Here is a 19602-nt window from a genome sequence, read left to right on the forward strand (position 1 = left end):
ATGGTTTATTTGAAACAAGTCTCTGCATATGGCTTTAAATCATTTGCAGATAAGACAACTGTTAATTTCGATTCGGGTGTAACAGCAATAGTTGGACCAAACGGTTCAGGAAAAAGTAACATTACTGATGCAATTAAATGGGTGTTAGGTGAACAATCAGCTAAGAGTTTACGTGGTGCGAAGATGGAAGATGTAATATTCTCGGGTGCACAGGATAGAAAGCCACAAAATTATGCTGAAGTTACACTTACAATGGATAATCACAAACGCATGTTAAACATAGATGCTGATATTGTAGAAGTAACGCGTAAATTATATCGTAATGGTGACAGTGAATACTTATTAAATAAACAAAAAAGCCGTTTAAAAGATGTGACGGAATTATTTTTGGATAGTGGATTAGGACGAGATGCATTCAGCATGATCTCACAAGGGAAAGTCGATCAAGTATTAAACGCAAAACCAGAAGAACGCAGACAATTAATTGAAGAAGCGGCTGGTGTATTAAAGTATAAAAAACGCAAAAAAGAAACAGAATCCAAACTCGAAGATACGAATAATAATTTATTGCGTGTGCATGATATCATCTACGACCTAAAAGATAGAGTGGAACCTTTAAAGATTGAAGCCAGTATCGCTGAAGAATACTTAGCACTTTCTGAAGAAATGAAAGATGCAGATATACAAGTGACAATTGCTGATATTGAAACGACGCGACAAGACTTTACGAAATATGAAGATGAAATCAATGAATTTAATGGTTTGATTCAGTTTAAAAAAGAAAAAAGTGAGCGTATTAATGAAAGGTTATCACACTATAAATCACAAAGAAAAGCACTTCAGGAAAGCATTCATACTTTGAATCAATCGCTTCTCTCAACGACTGAACAAATTGAACGATATATCGGTCAGGTAAACGTTCTAAAAGAACGTTTAACCAACCAGAATGAATCTTCAGCGAAACGAAACGAACGTTTAAAAAAATATAATGAACAGTTAACAAATGAATTAGCACGAAAAGAAGAAATCGAGACGAAGATTCAAACTTTATCGGTGAATAAGAAAGCGTTAGATCGTCAATTAAAAGCGCAACAAAAGAAATTAACAGAACTAGATTTAGATAACGAAACGTTGATTGATGAAACACGTGATAGCTATTATGAAAAGTTAAGCGAGCAAACTGCACTGTCGAATGAAATAAAACTTATTGAAAAAGAAGTCGAGCAATTTAATCAGAAACAATCGAAACAACAAACTGTCAATAATAATGTAGAACAAGACTTTGAAGCAATTCAGCAAACAATAGGACATTTGAACAATACAATTACATCCAAGACAAATGACCTTGATAAATTGCGAGAAGAATATAAACAGGCTCTTTCTAATATAGAATCCAGGAAAGCAGAATATAATACCGTGCGCGAAAAATATTCACAAGCACGCCGTTATATTGAAGATTTAGAGCGTAAAAGAGAACGTTTAACGTTAATGCAGGAAGAGTATCAAGGCTATTATCAAGGCGTACGTATATTGTTGAAGCATAAAGATCAATTAAATGGTATCCACACTACTGTATTAGATGTCATTGAAATAGATGCACAATATAATGATGCGTTAGATAGTGCACTTAGTGCTAGCTTACAACATATTATCGTAGATGATGAACAGGCGGGACGTGCAGCAATTCAATTTTTACGCGATAAAAAGTATGGCAGAGCAACATTTTTACCGCTCTCAGTGATTAAACCGAGATCAATCACACTCGAAGTCCGTCAAATGGTAAACAATATGCCAGGTTTTATTAATACTCTGAATGAACTGATTCACACAGAGCAAACATATCAATCAATTATTGATAATGTATCAGGAAATGTACTTGTTTGTGATACTTTGAAGCATGCTAATGAAATCGCCAGAGCCATCGGGTTTAAATATCGTATCGTAACATTAGATGGGGATATTGTTAATCCAGGCGGATCAATGTCTGGAGGAAGTAAAAATAAACCGACGCAAGCTTTAACAGCACGAAATGATTTACAAGTGATAACAAATCAACTTGCAGAATTTAGAGCATCTACAGAGCAACTTAAAAAGCAGGTTGATACTTTATCAGAAATGATAACAACTGAAGAAATGAAAGTGAACCAGTTGCGTATTGATGGCGAAACATTGCGTGATGATGTGCATCAACTGAAATTGTCATTAGAAGAAGCTACTGCAAAAGAACGCCGACTAAAAGTGATGCATGAAGAAGTGGAATCATTAATGAAAGAGTCTGAATACATTGCTTCTAGACAACGGCTTATTAAAGTGCATCGCGAAACGATAAAGGCAATCGAATTAGAACTGGTTAATTTAAATGCACGTATTCAAAATTTTAATAATAATGCGAGCGACAAGAAGTCGATTGAAAAAAAATTAAATGATAATATTAATGATTTGAAAAATGAACTTGCAGTATTAACAACGAAGATTACGCATCAAACTGATATATTAAATGAACGTATAGCTCAAATCAAAGATGTACAAGCTGAAATAGATGCGCTTCATCTGGATGCAAATCAAATAAATGTAGCAGCTGTTGAGCAGGAGATTATTGCTAAAGAAGAAACATTAAGAACATTATCTGAAGAAAAATTAGCAATTGAGTCGCGTATGCAGACTGAAGATGAAAATTTATCTGAACTTGCATCATCCATTGATAATATGGATAAAGAATATAATGAATTATTGCGTCAGATTAGTGGTATTGAGAATGGAGTAGGTGAATTAAAAGGAAAGCATTCCAGATTAAATGTTCTACTGGACAACCTGATTAATCATTTACTTGAGCAATATCAGATGACATTTGAATCAGCAAAAGATTATGTTTGGGAAACACTTGGTGTAGAGGATGTCTTCCAGACAGATCTAGAACATCTACGTAAGCGTGTACGTTTAACGAAGATTTCAATCGAAGAACTAGGTAATGTTAATTTAAATGCGATAGAGCAATATAAGACAGTCGGTGAACGTTATGAATTTTTAACAAACCAGGAAGCGGACTTATTAGAAGCGAAAGCAAATTTAGAATCAATTATTCATGAAATGGATGAGACAGTTTCTGTTCGTTTTATGGAGACGTTTGAAACTGTATCTCGTGCCTTTGAACGTATATTCAAACAGTTGTTTGGTGGCGGTACGGGATTATTACAACTTACAAGTGAAGATGTACTCACTGCGGGTATTGACATATTTGTTGAGCCGCCAGGGAAACGTCGTCAAAATTTAAGTCTTTTATCAGGTGGGGAACGAGCGCTGACTGCGATTGTATTATTATTCTCAATTTTACAGGCAAGAAGCGCGCCATTTGTTATACTAGATGAAGTAGAAGCGGCACTTGATGAAGCAAATGTTAATCGATTTGCTGATTTTCTGAATACTTTAACACAAGATACGCAGTTTATCGTAATTACGCATCGAAAAGGTACGATGGAAAAAAGCGATCGTTTATATGGTGTTACGATGCAAAACTCTGGAATAACACAACTTGTAAGCGTGAATTTAAAAGATTTAGATGATAAAAAACTAAAGGAGCTGACTAAATAATGAGTTTTTTTAAGAAACTTAAAGATAGATTCGTCGCAAAAGAGGAACCGAAAAATTTACAAGATGACCTGCAACCATTAGATGATATTGGAACGCAGGATATCGATCCCCAAAGCGAGAGTCAAACGAAAACGTACGATCATAAACCGGTAGATGTATTTGAACAGCCACAGCAAGAAACAAAGTCAGCACCTAAGAAACATTCTACTGGTTGGGAATTTGACTTTGAAGATGATGATTTAATCTCTATAGAAGAGTTCGAAGAATGGGAATCACAACAACTTGGTGCGAAATTCCGAGAAGGTTTAGAGAAATCTCGTGAAAACTTCCAGAATAAATTAAATGATTTATTAGCGATGTATCGTACTGTAGATGAAGATTTCTTCGAGGCATTGGAAGAAATGTTAATTCAGGCGGACGTTGGATTTAATACAGTGATGGAACTTGTAGAATCATTACGTATGGAAGCAAAACGCCAGAATATCACTGAAACTGCAGATTTACGTGAAGTTATTGTTGAAAAAATTGTAGAAATTTACGAGCAGGAAGACGATGAACTTCAAAAGATGAATATTCAGGAAGGCGAGTTAACTGTTATTTTAATGGTTGGGGTAAACGGTGTTGGTAAAACGACAACAATCGGTAAGCTCGCGCACCGCTATAAAGCGCAAGGTAAGCAAGTAATGCTTGCAGCAGGAGACACTTTCCGTGCCGGTGCCATTGAACAATTACAAGTATGGGGAGACCGTGTTGGTGTCGAAGTCATTAAACAGAAAGAAGGATCAGATCCAGCGGCTGTTATGTATGATGCTGTAAATGCTGCGAAGAACCGCGGTGCAGACATTTTAATTTGTGATACGGCAGGTCGTTTGCAAAATAAAGCGAACTTAATGACAGAGCTTGAAAAAGTAAAGAAAGTATTATCAAAAGCAGTACCAGGTGCACCACATGAAGTATTATTAGCACTTGATGCGACGACCGGACAAAATGCTTTAGTTCAAGCGAAAGCTTTTAAAGAAGTAACAGATGTGTCAGGTATCGTATTGACCAAATTAGATGGTACTGCAAAAGGTGGTATCGTACTTGCTATACGTAATGAATTACACATTCCTGTTAAGTTTGTCGGATTAGGAGAAAAGCTGGATGACCTGCAACCTTTTGATGCAGAAAGTTATGTATACGGATTATTTGCTGATATGATTGAACAATCTACAGATGAAGAAAACAAAGCAGCAGAAGTTTTAAAGGATGCTCGAGATGAGTAGTGATTTAGTTAAAACGATGCGCATGAATTATTTGTTTGATTTTTATCAGTCATTATTAACAGATAAACAGCGTAATTATTTGGAGCGTTATTACTTACTGGATGAATCACTTTCTGAAATTGCAGAAACTTTTAATGTGTCACGTCAGGCTGTTTATGATAATATTAGACGTACTGACGAATTATTAGAAGATTATGAGACGCGTCTAGGCTTATATGAAAAATTTGAACAAAGACAACAATTAATTAATAGCATTCATACTGAATTAGCAAAGGCAACAATTAACAAAGAGAAGATTAATCAATATATTGAAGCATTACAGAAAATAGAATGAGGGGGGTCATTGTATGGCTTTTGAAGGATTATCAGATCGACTCCAGGCTACAATGCAGAAAATTAAAGGAAAAGGTAAAGTTACTGAAGCGGATATAAAAGTGATGATGCGTGAAGTACGTTTAGCATTGCTTGAGGCAGACGTTAACTTTAAAGTTGTAAAGCAGTTCGTTGCAACTGTTTCTGAACGTGCGTTAGGTTCAGATGTTATGAGTTCTTTAACACCTGGACAACAAGTCATTAAGATTGTACAGGATGAATTAACAACATTGATGGGTGGAGAAAACACTCAGATTAATATGAGTAAGAAACCACCGACAGTAGTTATGATGGTCGGTTTGCAGGGGGCAGGTAAAACGACAACTGCAGGGAAACTTGCACTATTAATGAGAAAGAAATATAATAAAAAACCTTTACTTGTTGCCTGTGATATTTATAGACCAGCAGCAATCCAGCAGTTACAAACAGTAGGTAAGCAAATCGATATACCTGTATTTACTTTAGGTGATCAAGTATCTCCTGCTGAAATTACAGAACGCGCATTACAACATGCAAAAGAGGAACATCTTGATTTTGTGATTATTGATACTGCAGGTCGACTGCATATTGATGAAAAGCTGATGCAGGAACTTGTAGATGTTAAAGAAGTAGCGAAACCTGATGAAATAATGCTCGTTGTAGATTCTATGACCGGTCAGGATGCAGTAAATGTTGCTGAAAGTTTTGATGGGCAATTAGATGTTACAGGTGTTACCTTAACTAAACTTGATGGAGATACACGTGGTGGTGCGGCGCTTTCTATTAGAAGTGTTACGCAAAAACCTATTAAGTTTGTTGGTATGAGTGAGAAGATGGACGGCTTAGAACCTTTCCATCCTGAACGTATGGCATCACGTATTTTAGGTATGGGTGATGTATTAAGCTTAATCGAAAAGGCTCAATCTCAGGTTGATGAATCGAAAGCAAAAGAATTAGAACAAAAGATGCGTACGTCATCATTTACTTTTGATGATTTTCTCGATCAGCTGGAGCAAGTGAAAGCACTTGGACCTTTAGATGATCTGCTTAAAATGATACCAGGTGCAAATAAGATGAAGCAAGTTAATCAGCTGAATATGAATCCAAAGCAAATCGATCATATTCAGGCGATTATTCGAAGCATGACAAAAGAAGAGCGTGAAAATCCGGCAATCATCAATGTGAGTCGTAAAAAACGTATCGCTAAAGGCTCAGGACGCAGTTTATCGGAAGTAAACAAACTGATTAAACAATTTGATGAGATGAAGAAAATGATGAAGCAGTTTAGCGGAATGAAAAAAGGTAAAAAAGGCAAAAATCCATTTGCAGGTATGAATTTACCATTTTAATCAATAAAGGAATGAAACGTTATCTGTTTCATTCTTTTTTGAATTTAGATAAAAAAATATAATTTTGTAAAGAAAAAATACTTTACAGGTTGGAGGGAGTCTGTTATTATTAATTCTTGTAGAAAGTTATGAAATGGAGAGATTTAATTATGGCAGTAAAAATTCGTTTAACTCGTATGGGATCAAAAAGAAACCCATTCTATCGTATCGTAGTAGCAGACGCTCGTGCACCTCGTGACGGACGTATCATCGAAGCAATCGGAACTTATAATCCAGTTGCTAAACCAGAAGCTGAAATTAAAGTTAATGAAGAGTTAGCTTTAAAATGGTTAGCAGAAGGTGCTAAACCTACTGATACAGTACGTAATATCTTGTCTGGACAAGGTATCATGGAAAAATTCCATAACCAAAAAATCGCGAAGTAATTCCGATGGAAAAATTATTACAAACGATTATTGAACCACTCGTCGATCATCCGCAAGATATTAAGATTGAAAAAGAAGAACATGCAACGAGTATTACCTATCATTTAATTCTACATTCAGATGATGTTGGAAAAGTAATAGGTAAACATGGACGTATTGCGAAAGCGATTCGAACGGTCGTTTCAGGGTCTAATAACGAGTCAAGTAAGAAAGTGTTTGTAGAAATTGATTAAGAGTGCCATTTTTGGTACTCTTTTTTTATGAGGATGAGTGGAGGTAATCTTAATGAATGTAAATGTTGGAAAGATTGTAAATATGCATGGTGTTAAAGGTGAGGTTAAAATATTATCAGCATCTGATTTTGCTGAAGAACGGTTTCAGCCCGGTAAAGTATTATTGATTCCTTTTAAAGATGAAACAGTAGAACTTACAATTAAGTCGTATCGTGTGCATAAGAACTTTCATATGGTCGCATTCGTTGGCATTAATAATATTAATGACGTTGAACAATATAAAGGTCTTGATGTTTATCAGGATGTAGATACTGCATCACTTCCTTTAGAAGAAAATGAATATTATTATAGCGACATCATTGGGTGTGAAGTTTTTAATGATGGTGTATCAATCGGTAAAGTGACAGATATTTTTGAAACAGGTGCAAATGATGTTTGGGTAATTCGTGGAGAAAAAGAACATCTTATTCCATATATTGAAGATGTCGTAAAAGAAATTGATATTGAAAATAAACGTATTACAATAGAAGCGATGGAAGGTCTCTTATCGTGAGAATTGATTACTTAACACTTTTTCCAGAAATGTTTGAAATATTAAATCATTCCATTATGAAACGTTCACAGGATAAGGGCATCATTCAATTCAATACTATTAACTTTAGAGATTATTCAAACAATAAACATCATCAAGTTGATGATTATCCATATGGTGGAGGGCAAGGGATGGTGTTAAAACCAGAACCAATCTTCAATGCGATGGATCATCTTGACAAAACTGATAAGACACGTGTCATATTAATGTGTCCACAAGGAAAACGTTTTGATCAGGCTAAAGCAGAGGAATTAGCACATGCAGACCATCTTGTATTTATTTGTGGTCATTATGAAGGATATGATGAGCGTATTCGAACAGAACTCGTAACAGATGAAATTTCTTTAGGAGACTTTGTATTAACAGGTGGAGAATATGCAGCGATAACAATGACAGATGCGATTGTTCGGTTAATACCGGAAGTATTGGGTAATGAAGTATCTCATGAAGATGACTCATTTTCAAGCGGTCTACTGGAGCATCCTCAATATACAAGACCGGCAGAATTTCAAGGGTTAAAGGTGCCAGACGTATTAATGAGCGGCGATCATAAACGCATTGCAGAATGGCGTCATAAAGCATCTTTAAAAAGAACGTTTGAACGTCGTCCAGATTTGTTAGAAACTTATCCTTTAACCGAGCAAGATTTAAAAATATTAAAAGAATTGAAAGATAATAAGTAGGATAATATAAAAAATATATTGACTTGTATTATGTAACCTAGTATACTTATAAAAGTGTGAAAAACACATAAATCACTATGATCCGCTGAGCTGAGCCTTAAGAACATAGGTAGAAGGAGAAGAATAATATGTCAAATAATGTATTAATCGATGCAATTACAAAAGACCAATTGCGTACAGACTTACCATCATTCCGTCCTGGTGATACTTTAAAAGTACACGTACGTATCGTTGAGGGATCTCGCGAACGTATCCAGGTTTTCGAAGGTGTTGTCATTAAACGTCGCGGTGGCGGAATTTCTGAAACTTTCACGGTTCGTAAGATTTCTTACGGTGTTGGTGTTGAGCGTACATTCCCTGTACACACACCTAAAATCGAGAAAATTGAAGTATTACGTCGTGGTAAAGTACGTCGTGCGAAACTTTATTACTTACGTAGCCTTCGTGGTAAAGCTGCTCGTATTAAAGAAATTCGTTAATAGAAGCAATAATTTGAGTCACTTCAGAAATGAAGTGGCTTTTATTATTCAAAAATAAACACCCCTAAAGTTGATTGCTAATGTTCAACTTTAGGGGTGTATTTCATATTTGACTCACACATTTTTTGTTATCTTTTTAATATTAGAATCTCTGGTGTTGATAAATGGTATTCTTTATAACCATGCTTTATATATTGTGCGATTAACTGTGACTGCGCAGAGCCATCAGTTGATAATGCTCTAGGTACAACGACATATTCAATATTTGTATCTATTTTCTTATCATTATGATAATCAAGATCATATAAATATTTGTTTTGAGCAAGTTGCGTCGTATAAAAGCCATTGGCCAATATTTTTTTATTTTGAGGCAATGATTGTATCGTTTGCTTTTTTTCTTTATAATATGCACTTTGTTCTGCATATGCTTTAATACCGTAAGTTGATGGATGCATTAATGTAAAGAATATCGACGCTGACATAATGCATGCACATGTTAATAATAATATGATTTTGCGATGACCGTTTGTCATTAAGACAAATTGTTGTTTTTCATGCTGTTCGTTGATTGAAGCTCTATTTTTGGCTAATGTATTAACTGCAAGTATTGTCATAAACAATAACAATGCTGTACTTCCATAATGGTACTGAAAGCCGAAGTCAGCCTGATACGGGAAATCACTTAATAGATTAATGACCAGCATTGGAAGCAGGAGAATATAACTGATCCAATGTTTCTGTATTAGTGGTAATAATACATACATTGAAAGCAAAGTAACGATGTATTTGATTTTATTAAACGTAAATAGCGCACTAAAGAAATAGGTTGGATTCGTGAATATGTTGATAATTACATCCTTTAGATCCGTTTGACCTGGCAACATAAAGTTTGTGAACCGCGTTGTCATTGAACCGTCACCAAATGTATTTAAATAGTACATACATATAGCAAAGTATCCTATTGGCACAATGATTTGAGTTAACACTGTAAATAACGTACGTTTTGACGACATATCGAATTGTTTTTGAAAAGTAAAATACAATCCAATCGCAATAATATAGATCATAATATCTTCTTTAATCAGTAATGTGAATCCTAAAATAAGAATCAGACGATACGTCCAGCCTTTTAAATTTGCCAGTATAAGCCATAACAAGAGTGGTGTAAGAAAACAGTTCTCATGTAAGCCGTATAAATGAGAACTTGAAAGTGTTGGTGTAACAATAAATAGTAATAAAAATAATGATTGTATCACTTTGTTGAACTGGAAATGTTTCAGTATAAAGTAAAGTGGAATAATGCCGCTCATTGTAACAAGCACCTGTAATAATTCCAGCGTTTCAGGTTTCGGCCAAAGTATATAGAAAGGAAGCATTAAATAAAATATTGGTGAGATATGCACATGAAAATGTGACATCCACTGATCTCTTTCGAGCGAAGTCATCGGGCCTCTTCCTTGACGCATACTTTCAAACATTTGTGTAAACAAACCTTTGTCATATGTTGCAAAACCCATAACGAGCTCTTTACCAATCATAATTATCGATGTGTAACTTGTAATGAGTATAAACATAACGATGACAAATATCTTTAAAGCAGCTTCTATTTTTATTTTATTAATTAGTTTATTTAAAAATTGAGTGCGTTGCAAAATTAAAAGTATACCAGCCGTAAAAATTGACAGATACAGTCCGATTAACAGACCTTTTTTTAAAGCAAGTTCTTTTTCTGTGATACTATAGTTGAACTTTTGTAAAGCTTCACCATTTACATCATGTAAAAATATGCCTTTAATCATAATAACAATAAATGAAATGCCGATAAATATCGCAAACATGCTTTTTTCAAATAATAGTTTTGTAAATATCATGATACTGATCACTAGAAAACCGACAATGATTAAAGGACTCGGTGCTTTTAAACAAACACTTATCATATAAACACCTAAACATATACTTGCTAATTCAAATGGAGAGATAGGTATGAAACGATTCATAAAATAACATCCAAATGCAAGGGCTAAAACTGAAAGACAAACCATTGAGAACTCATATGGACGTGCCAGATGAAAATATAAATTGTTGGAATCAATAGTAAAAAGAGTGAAAAGTGCATACATAGTATATGCACTTAAAAAGTAGTAGAACCAATTTGAAATAATGCTCTTTGAAAAATTTTTTGAGTGTTGATTTGCTTCGTTATTCACTTATTTCATCTCCTTACATCTCAGTTGTTAAATGATGATCAAACTGTTTATCTTCTTCCTTATAAGTAATATTATTTCGTTTATGATGTAAGAATTTACGGTGATAGACTGCTTTAGCAAACAGAATAGCTAAAATAATAGATATTAATGAGATAAATTGCATCAAGTGAAAATGAGGAGGCGTATAGCGTATAATGATTTGCTTTGTTTCTTTTTCAATCGGGACAGCTGTCATTAAATAGTTACCTTCTTGAACTTCACTCGTCTTTCCATCTACTTCTGCATTCATTCCTTTTAAATAAGGTACTGGAATGACCGCGTAACCACCGTTATGCTTGCCAAGTTTAATAATCATCTTATCTTTATCTTGTGTGAACTGATGATTATTTTTTTGTTTTGTTGCTTGTGCTAATGTTTTATAATCCTCACCATAGATGCCATTTAGTTTGTAATGATATTCACCAGGTTTAAGTTTTAATTCTAATAAAGCACTTGACTTAACTTTCAATGTTATTGTTGGATTAAATCGGCGATAGTCATCATCAAGAGGTTTACGTGATTGATAAATCTCGTTGATCCAGACATAATGAAAGTCTTTAAATGTTTTTGATTCTATGCTTAAAGTGACATAGAGATCTTTATATTGATCGACGATTTCTTGAGGTAATTGTATTCTCGGACCACCATTTTCCTGAGTGACAATCAATTTATTACCATCAAATGTTGCATCTTTATAGGTCACTTGAGCTTGGTCTAATAAGTTTTTGGCAGGTAGCATAGTTGCTTTGCCTTTACTATCAAGCACTACACCATTTAACATCGCATGTTCACGGTCGATAGGCGTGTTTAATGTCTGTGCATTATACACTTTGTTTGTAACGCGAACAAATGGAAGTTGATTTTCATTGTTATAGACAATATATTGCTTTGTACCATTTGGCTCAGCGTATGTTTTATCTTTTGAGAAACCATAGGGTAACGTACTGCTTTCTGTATTTCTAATTGTAGTATCGACATTAAATAAACTATAAAGATTTGCACGTTCTCCAAGTCCATAATAGATAGAGTTACTATCTGTTGGCATCGTGATATTGAGTTCTTTATCATAAAACTTTAAAATGTCCTGATCAAAGATTGATGAATATAATTTAATGCCATTGAATTTTTGATACATTGGTGTATTATGTGTGCTCGAGGTTTGCCATTCAATGCGTTCGCCAGGCAACTGGTCTTTCTTAATGTCATTAATCATTTGTTGCTGTGTTTTTGAATTAAAGCTTTCAGAGTTTAAGAAATCAATATTATGTTCTTTTGCTGGATGTAACGTATCCATCTGCTGCGTCACATAATCATAGACAAAGATTAAATTCATAATAATGATGGTTGCATGTAATAATTGATATGTCATCCTATTTTTATTGTATATATAGAAACCTATCATAAGACAGATGATTGGAATAAATAATAACCACATCAATGCTTTTTCATGACCATACATTGATACCGGATAGATGATACACACCGGGATAAGTGAAATTAGAAAAGTCTTTAAATCAATGTGTTTTAAATGATTTAAATAATGCGCAATTAATACAGCTGACGTAAATGCGAGTAGATAAATCCAACGGCGCTGGTCGATTGAAAAGCCATTAAAAAAGCTGTCGAATAATGGACTTAATGAACAAATCATAAAGATTAACGTAATAGTCGCGAACAGACGATACAAATAATATTGATACATTTTAAATGACATTAATGCCAGAACGGTGATAAAGCAAATAACAACGTAATAGCCATCATAGAATAGATTATAGAAACCTACCATATCAATAAATGGCTTGACCTGAATCGGTGGTAATGTTCTATCATTCATCAAATAACTTGATATTCCTGTAAATATACCTACAGCCGCTATGCCAAGACCGAGTATTGAGGCTATAGCTAATAATAATAGTTTTTGTATACGCTCAACGACGTCAGTCTCTTTTGGATAAATAATGCGATATAGAAAATAGAATAATACAAAAATAAATTCATAATAGCTAAAGTAAAAATTCGAATGTAATGTGAGTGCAATCGCTACAATAAATAACCCGATTTTTCTTTCATGAAAGAAACGTTCAATGCCTAAGATAGTTAACGGCAACCATAGCATCACATCACTAAAAAAACTCCACGTAAATGTAAAGAAGAAATATGCTGTAGACCAGCCATATATAAATGCACCAGCCCAGCTTGAAAGTTGATTTAAATTGAAATAGCGTAAAAGTTTATACGTCGTGAAGATAATAAACGTAAGCTTTATGATAGAAATGACGAATTGATTCTTTGCCCAAAATACTGGGTCAGTCGTATCTATTGGCAAGACGATATTACTAAGCCACACGATTGCGAAATTTAAATATGCAAGTGGGGCAGTTGAATAGTAATAAGCAAGACTTCTAAAAAAGTCACCGCCTATACCAAAATCAATATCATAAAAGAAATGTAAATGTGTGAATTTGTCATACAAATACATTTGAAATGGAATCATTTGTGCGATACCATCACCTTTACCCGTAAATAAGGTGCCATCCTTAAATAAACGGAAAAGGACGAAACTATGAGCAAGGAGTGACAATATACTTGCCACTCCTAAGATTTTTATGTTAGACCAGTTCCTGTTTTTTATTTTTTGAGAAAACATATTTTATCTTCTTCCTTTCACTACTCGAATTTCTCGTGTACAACACAGAAAGAATAATACCTAAAAGTGATATTGCGACCATCAAATAAAAATATGGTGGCGTATAACGAAATTCTACTGTTTTTGTATTTTCATCGACTTTCACAGCGCTCATAATATAGTTTGCTCTTTCGACATTGACTTTTTTACCATCAACATATGCGCGCATGCCATCACGATATGTGATAGGTACTGCTAAGTAGCCATCTTTTGATGATTTAAGCTGAACAGTCATTTTATTACCTTTATCAGTAAACGTATAATTGTTTGACTGATTCACTTTAGATAAAGTTTTATAGTCTTCTCCGTAAATACCATTAATTGTTAATTGATATGTCCCGCCAGTTAGACCAATCAATATCTTTCCATTTTTCGGTGATTTAACGCTATACATTAGATCGTCATAATGCGTACGATATTTACTCGTTTGAAACAGTCGATTATTTGCATATCCATTGATATTGATCTGATGATTTGTGACAGGTGATTGTAACTGTACATGCATATCTACATAAAAATCTTTATACTGTTTTAATAAAGTTTTTGGGATGTCAATTACTAATCCACCGCTCGGCGGATTCACTTTTAATGTCTTATTATCAGCAATCCAAGCAGCACCTGAAGGTGTGACTTTCATTTCAGATAATAAATTTTTAGCTGGATTGATCTTATAATTCGTTGCTAAACGATTTGATACGATACCATCTATCATTGCATGTTCTCTGTCTATCGGAGTTGTTAAATCTTTGCTGTTTACTACGTTTGATGTAATTCGAGCGAATGGAATCATTTTAGTATTTTCATATATTTTATATTTTCCATTATCAGCAATTAACTTAAAGTTTTCAGGGATATCTGTCTGATATGATTTTCTTACTAAATATCGAATATTCATAAGAGACTCTAAGTTACTTCTTGAATTAAATGTAGAGTATCGAGATAATGACTCTTCTTTAATATTAATTTTTAATTGTTTGTAGTAAAAATCGATAAGTGAGCCATCAAAGATACTTGAATATAATGAAACCCCGTTAAAGTTTTGATACATCGGTGTATTATCTTGTTCTAATACACGCCAGTCGATACGTTCCCCAGGCTTTAATTTTTTCTTTAGTTCATCTACAATTTGTCTTTGCAGTGGAGAGTCATAAACACTAGACTCGATATAACTCATCTTTGCACGCTCATCTATACCTGGATTATAGTTATCGAGTTTATTATGTACGCGAACGATATCCCAGTTCAGTATAATCAACATTGCAATCAGTAAATAGTAAAAAGTCTGTTTGATTGCATCGTCTTTTACAATCAATACAATTAATCCAATCATTGCGATAACAGGTAACAGCCATACCCAGGTTACAGCTTTATCTATATAATGATGACTCATAAATACAATAACGAATCCCGGAATTAAAGAATATAAGTAATTCTGGATTGAAATCTCTTTAAATTTCATTATATAGAAACCAATTAAGCCACTCGTAAAGAAAGTTATTAAATAATGCCAGCGTTTTTGAGGTGCACTAAAACCATTAAATACCGAGTCGATAAAAGGTGTGAAGCTAAGTAACATCAAAGCAATAGACAAAATAGCAAAAAAGCGATAGAAATAATTTTTATAGAATTTAAACGTAAGCAATGCCTGTAAAGTAATAAATAGGACAATGACAAGATAATTATCATAAAATATATTTGCATTTTGATCGAAAGGATCGAATAATGGAATTTTTACGTTGTATGGCGCACGTTCATTCTGCAGAAAACTCTTTGCCCCGTAAAAAAATGCAAAAGCGCTGACCATTAATCCAAGCACAGCCATGATCACAAAATTAATCCACTGTTTGCCGCGTTTAACTGTATCATACTCACTTTTGAAGATATTTCTTAGAATAAAATAGATTAATCCGAATAATACCTGATAATATGCAAAATAGAAGTTGTTGATAAAAATACATGCGGTAGCGATGATAAAAATACCTTTTTTCTCATCTTGTATGTAACGCTCGATACCAAGTAATAACAATGGTAAGAAAATAAAAACATCACTAAAGAATGACCAGTATAATGTAAACCTAAAGTATATTGCTGATGTTAAGAATAGAAAACCGGACAATAATGCAGGCAGTGGTGTCATTTTTATTTTTCTGAAATAATAGTAACTTGCTAAGATGCCAGCTGTTGATTTAGCTATCGAAATAAAGAATGCATTTTTAGCCCAGAAAGTAACAGTGTCTATTTGAAAATTAAAAAATAAATCAAAAAAACGTACAGCGAGCATATTAATAAAGAAAATAATTGATGTAGAATAGTAATAAGCTAAATCTGTATAATAATCTCCGCCGAGACCAAAGTCTAAATTATAAAAGAATTCGCCGGAGATGAATTTGTCATAAAGATAAAGTTGCATCGGTAACATTTGTTCCAGTCCATCATTTGGGCCTGTAAAAATAGTCCCGTCTTTAAAGAATCGGTAGATGTAAAAACTATGACCGAATATAGCTAATAATAAAGCAATTACAGTTAACAATAGTGGTGAGTATTTTTTGTTATTCATTTTTGCTCCTTCGTTAAAATATAAGTTGTAATGATATATGTTATTGGAATTGTAAAGATCAATGCAGGAAAAGGTGCCCAGACTTTATTGATAGAAAGAATGTCAACGAATATGTACAGTAATGCTGTCTGAATCCCCATATTGACAGCCTGTGTTAAAGGAAATGCTATAAATTTTTGCCATGTAGGTTTAACTTTATAGACAAAGTAGCAGTTAAGGAAAAACGAAATAATAAACGAACAGATAAATCCTGTTAAGTGACTAAATAAATAGTTGGCATGCACTATTTTTAAAAAGAAAAGATATATCACATAATAGTTTAAAGTATTGATGATACCTACAATAATGAACTTGATAAATCGGTGATATGATGGATTAATTTTCATCTGATTCACCAGCACTGCGTTTAATATTCGTATCCTTAATGATATAATGTGGTCTTTTCTTCGTTTCAAAATAAATTCTGCCGATATACTCTCCAATGATACCTAAACTAAAAAGCTGCAAAGCACCTAAAAACAATACAGATGAAATAATCGTGAAATAGCCTGGTTCATCAATGCCGTGTGTCATTATCTGGATCAAAGTCATTAAAATATATAATAAACATAGCACCATCGTAATACTTCCTAAATAAAAACAGATTCTAAGTGGCTTATTGTTATAACTGATAATGCCATCAATTGCATAATCGATAAGTTTAAGACTGGAAAATGATGATTGGCCTGATTCACGCTGAATATTCTTAAATGGTATCGTTTTTTTGTTATAACCAACCCATTCAAAAATACCTTTAGAAAATCGATTATATTCTTCTAGAAAAATGATACTGTCAATCACATCACGTGATATTAATCGAAAATCTCCTTCACCATCTGTTAATTTAACGTCAACTGCACTGTTGATTAATTTATAAAAAATTTGAGTAGGGATTTTTCTTAAAAAATGCTCTCCGGATCGGTCTCTACGCATAACGACCTGATCATATCCTTCTTGATATGCCGCAATCATTTCGGGAATAAATTCTGGAGGATGCTGAAGATCGGCATCTAAAATGATTGCACAGTCACCTGAACAATTTTTAAGACCCGCAAACATTGCTGCTTCCTTACCGAAATTTCTTGAAAAAGATATATATTTAAAATTGTGATGCTGTGCTGCGATTTCTTTTAATAACTGTAAAGAACGGTCTTCTGAACCGTCGTTAACAAGCATTACTTCATAGTGATAATGATGTTTATCCATCGTTTGCTGAATCGTTTCAGCTAGCTTATAAATATTTTTTTCTTCATTGTAAATAGGAATAATCAAAGATATTAACATATGTACGCCTCTTTTTTAAAATATATCTTCAAAATAGTATATAATATTATAATGACATTATAATAAAGTTCACGTGTTAAATCATTAAATATATAGTAGGGAGATATAATATAGATGACGATTCAATGGTTTCCTGGTCATATGGCCAAGGCAAGAAGAGAAGTAACCGAACAATTAAAGCTGGTAGATGTAGTATTTGAGCTTGTAGATGCACGTATTCCGTATTCATCTCGTAACCCGATGATTGATGAAGTAATAAAAGATAAGCCACGTGTAGTATTACTGAATAAGATGGATATGGCAGATCTTAATAAGACGCGTCAATGGATGCATTATTTTGAAGATAAGGGTTTCTATCCTGTGCTAATAGATAGTAAGAACGGTAAAAATTTATCGCAAGTGACGAAAGCTGCAGAAATTGTAACGAAAGAAAAATTTGATCGTATGAGAGCGAAAGGTTTAAGACCACGTGCAATACGTGCGATGATAGTAGGTATCCCAAATGTTGGTAAGTCAACGCTGATTAACCGTTTAGCAAAGAAAACAATCGCTAAGACCGGCAATATGCCGGGTGTTACTAAAAAGCAGCAATGGATAAAGGTAGGAACTAGTTTAGAATTACTTGATACGCCAGGTATACTCTGGCCGAAGTTTGAAGATCAGTTTGTCGGTAAAAAATTAAGTTTAACCGGTGCTATTAAAGATAGTATCGTTCATTTAGATGAGGTCGCGATATATGGGATTGAGTTTTTACAACAACATGATCTCCAAACACTGAATAAACATTATAATATCAAGGTTGAAGCGGGTACACCCTATGTTGAAGTATTCGATGCTATCGGAAAGTCTCGTGGAATGAAATTACGTGGTAATGAAATTGATTATGAAAGTGTTGTTGAATTGATTATTCGTGATATACGTAATGAGAAAATCGGTAAATATACGTTTGATTCACTTGATATATTAGAGGATAAAGATGAAGAGTAATGACTATAATATCGCCCAGTTAAAATCAATGATACAAACAATTCCTGAAAGTGAACTTGATGCTTTCTTTGAAAATGAGACAAGAGCTGGTGCTATAAAAATTAAAACACAGCAACACAAAATTTATGAAAAAGGGAAGCAATTAATTAAACAATATAATGAGATGCTTTTATATGAAAATAAATATCCAGGGAAAGTTATAGCCGGTATTGATGAAGTAGGGCGTGGACCGTTAGCAGGACCTGTTGTAGCATGTGCTGTTATACTCAATGAGCATCATGCATTTTACGGACTAAATGATTCTAAACAAATGTCAAAATTAAATCGTGCTAAAGTGGAAGCAGAATTACTGGAAAATGTGACTTATGCAATCGGTATTGCGACGGTAGAAGAAATTGACGCTATTAATATTTATGAGGCGACAAAAATAGCGATGTTGCGTGCGATAGAAGGATTACCTGTAACACCTGATGTGCTGTTAATTGATGCGATGAAGTTACAGACTGGATTAATTGAAGAGTCCATCATAAAAGGTGATAGCATAAGTATTTCAATTGCAGCAGCGAGTGTTATTGCAAAAGAATACCGTGATCGTTTAATGGTAGAATTAGCTGAAACCTATCCAGGTTATGATTTTGAAAATAACGCAGGCTATGGTACGAAGAAACATCTGGAAGGTTTAGTGACTTATGGCATAACACCTATTCACCGAAAAACATTTGAACCAATTAAATCGATCGTAACACGCAATTTTTGATTTAAACGTTACTTAAAACGTGTTTTTACTCATTTTTGAAAAATTTGAGTGAAAACACGTTTCTTTTTAGGTTTATTCAGT

16 protein-coding genes are annotated in these 19602 nt (G+C 33.8%); 11 read left to right on the forward strand and 5 right to left on the reverse strand.

Going from position 1 to position 19602, the window contains the following annotated elements:
• From smc to rplS, 9 genes are all read left to right on the forward strand, one after another.
• Positions 1-3588, forward strand: a complete 3588-nt coding sequence (smc, locus tag KFV12_RS05890; RefSeq protein ID WP_254257542.1) for a chromosome segregation protein SMC — start codon at positions 1-3, stop codon at positions 3586-3588.
• Positions 3588-4853 carry a signal recognition particle-docking protein FtsY gene (gene ftsY, locus KFV12_RS05895; RefSeq protein ID WP_254257543.1) on the forward strand — a complete coding sequence of 422 codons (1266 nt, stop codon included), beginning with the start codon at positions 3588-3590 and terminating at the stop codon, positions 4851-4853. The genes smc and ftsY overlap by 1 nt, the downstream gene beginning before the upstream one ends.
• On the forward strand, positions 4846-5187 hold the full coding sequence (locus tag KFV12_RS05900) for a putative DNA-binding protein (RefSeq protein ID WP_239242632.1): 342 nt from the start codon (positions 4846-4848) through the stop codon (positions 5185-5187). Before ftsY ends, KFV12_RS05900 begins: the two co-directional genes overlap by 8 nt.
• A gap of 13 nt (positions 5188-5200) precedes the next feature.
• Positions 5201-6553 carry a signal recognition particle protein gene (ffh, locus tag KFV12_RS05905; RefSeq protein WP_111714617.1) on the forward strand — a complete coding sequence of 451 codons (1353 nt, stop codon included), beginning with the start codon at positions 5201-5203 and terminating at the stop codon, positions 6551-6553.
• 149 nt (positions 6554-6702) lie between these two features.
• The gene (gene rpsP, locus KFV12_RS05910) at positions 6703-6978 is read left to right on the forward strand and encodes a 30S ribosomal protein S16 (RefSeq protein WP_099577672.1); all 276 of its coding nucleotides are present in this window, start codon (positions 6703-6705) and stop codon (positions 6976-6978) included.
• Positions 6979-6983: 5 nt separating this feature from the next.
• Positions 6984-7211, forward strand: coding sequence for a KH domain-containing protein (locus tag KFV12_RS05915; protein WP_096076735.1), 228 nt, complete (start codon positions 6984-6986; stop codon positions 7209-7211).
• A 52-nt stretch (positions 7212-7263) separates the two neighbouring features.
• On the forward strand, positions 7264-7764 hold the full coding sequence (gene rimM / locus KFV12_RS05920; RefSeq protein ID WP_111714618.1) for a ribosome maturation factor RimM: 501 nt from the start codon (positions 7264-7266) through the stop codon (positions 7762-7764).
• A complete protein-coding gene (gene trmD / locus KFV12_RS05925; RefSeq protein WP_254257544.1) occupies positions 7761-8486 on the forward strand; it encodes a tRNA (guanosine(37)-N1)-methyltransferase TrmD in 726 nt (241 codons plus the stop codon). The genes rimM and trmD overlap by 4 nt, the downstream gene beginning before the upstream one ends.
• A 128-nt stretch (positions 8487-8614) precedes the next feature.
• On the forward strand, positions 8615-8965 hold the full coding sequence (gene rplS / locus KFV12_RS05930; RefSeq protein ID WP_096076732.1) for a 50S ribosomal protein L19: 351 nt from the start codon (positions 8615-8617) through the stop codon (positions 8963-8965).
• Positions 8966-9093: 128 nt separating this feature from the next.
• Here the strand turns inward: rplS and KFV12_RS05935 are convergent, their stop codons facing one another.
• The 5 genes from KFV12_RS05935 to KFV12_RS05955 form a co-directional block, all read right to left on the reverse strand.
• The gene (locus tag KFV12_RS05935) at positions 9094-10962 is read right to left on the reverse strand and encodes a DUF2079 domain-containing protein (RefSeq protein ID WP_254257545.1); all 1869 of its coding nucleotides are present in this window, start codon (positions 10960-10962) and stop codon (positions 9094-9096) included.
• Between the two features lie 223 nt (positions 10963-11185).
• On the reverse strand, positions 11186-13792 hold the full coding sequence (locus KFV12_RS05940) for a YfhO family protein (RefSeq protein WP_254257546.1): 2607 nt from the start codon (positions 13790-13792) through the stop codon (positions 11186-11188).
• Between the two features lie 28 nt (positions 13793-13820).
• Complete coding sequence (locus tag KFV12_RS05945; RefSeq protein ID WP_254257547.1) at positions 13821-16454, reverse strand: YfhO family protein; 2634 nt, start codon at positions 16452-16454, stop codon at positions 13821-13823.
• The gene (locus KFV12_RS05950; protein ID WP_111714624.1) at positions 16451-16840 is read right to left on the reverse strand and encodes a GtrA family protein; all 390 of its coding nucleotides are present in this window, start codon (positions 16838-16840) and stop codon (positions 16451-16453) included. Before KFV12_RS05950 ends, KFV12_RS05945 begins: the two co-directional genes overlap by 4 nt.
• On the reverse strand, positions 16830-17777 hold the full coding sequence (locus tag KFV12_RS05955; RefSeq protein ID WP_254257548.1) for a glycosyltransferase family 2 protein: 948 nt from the start codon (positions 17775-17777) through the stop codon (positions 16830-16832). The genes KFV12_RS05950 and KFV12_RS05955 overlap by 11 nt, the downstream gene beginning before the upstream one ends.
• 114 nt (positions 17778-17891) lie before the next feature.
• Between KFV12_RS05955 and ylqF the strand changes: the two genes are divergently transcribed.
• Positions 17892-18764, forward strand: a complete 873-nt coding sequence (gene ylqF, locus KFV12_RS05960) for a ribosome biogenesis GTPase YlqF (protein WP_254257549.1) — start codon at positions 17892-17894, stop codon at positions 18762-18764.
• The gene (rnhB, locus tag KFV12_RS05965; RefSeq protein ID WP_254257550.1) at positions 18754-19521 is read left to right on the forward strand and encodes a ribonuclease HII; all 768 of its coding nucleotides are present in this window, start codon (positions 18754-18756) and stop codon (positions 19519-19521) included. The genes ylqF and rnhB overlap by 11 nt, the downstream gene beginning before the upstream one ends.
• Positions 19522-19602: the final 81 nt, after the last annotated feature.

It is taken from the genome of Macrococcus epidermidis (assembly GCF_024205965.1).
In the GTDB taxonomy this organism is placed as follows: domain Bacteria; phylum Bacillota; class Bacilli; order Staphylococcales; family Staphylococcaceae; genus Macrococcoides; species Macrococcoides epidermidis.

Coding starts and splice junctions, on each gene's coding strand:
- smc (WP_254257542.1), top strand. CDS start 1: ATGGTTTATTTGAAACAAGTCTCTGCATATGGCTTTAAATCATTTGCA.
- ftsY (WP_254257543.1), top strand. CDS start 3,588: ATGAGTTTTTTTAAGAAACTTAAAGATAGATTCGTCGCAAAAGAGGAA.
- KFV12_RS05900 (WP_239242632.1), top strand. CDS start 4,846: ATGAGTAGTGATTTAGTTAAAACGATGCGCATGAATTATTTGTTTGAT.
- ffh (WP_111714617.1), top strand. CDS start 5,201: ATGGCTTTTGAAGGATTATCAGATCGACTCCAGGCTACAATGCAGAAA.
- rpsP (WP_099577672.1), top strand. CDS start 6,703: ATGGCAGTAAAAATTCGTTTAACTCGTATGGGATCAAAAAGAAACCCA.
- KFV12_RS05915 (WP_096076735.1), top strand. CDS start 6,984: ATGGAAAAATTATTACAAACGATTATTGAACCACTCGTCGATCATCCG.
- rimM (WP_111714618.1), top strand. CDS start 7,264: ATGAATGTAAATGTTGGAAAGATTGTAAATATGCATGGTGTTAAAGGT.
- rplS (WP_096076732.1), top strand. CDS start 8,615: ATGTCAAATAATGTATTAATCGATGCAATTACAAAAGACCAATTGCGT.
- KFV12_RS05935 (WP_254257545.1), bottom strand. CDS start 10,962: ATGAATCGTTTCATACCTATCTCTCCATTTGAATTAGCAAGTATATGT.
- KFV12_RS05945 (WP_254257547.1), bottom strand. CDS start 16,454: ATGAATAACAAAAAATACTCACCACTATTGTTAACTGTAATTGCTTTA.
- KFV12_RS05950 (WP_111714624.1), bottom strand. CDS start 16,840: ATGAAAATTAATCCATCATATCACCGATTTATCAAGTTCATTATTGTA.
- KFV12_RS05955 (WP_254257548.1), bottom strand. CDS start 17,777: ATGTTAATATCTTTGATTATTCCTATTTACAATGAAGAAAAAAATATT.
- ylqF (WP_254257549.1), top strand. CDS start 17,892: ATGACGATTCAATGGTTTCCTGGTCATATGGCCAAGGCAAGAAGAGAA.
- rnhB (WP_254257550.1), top strand. CDS start 18,754: ATGAAGAGTAATGACTATAATATCGCCCAGTTAAAATCAATGATACAA.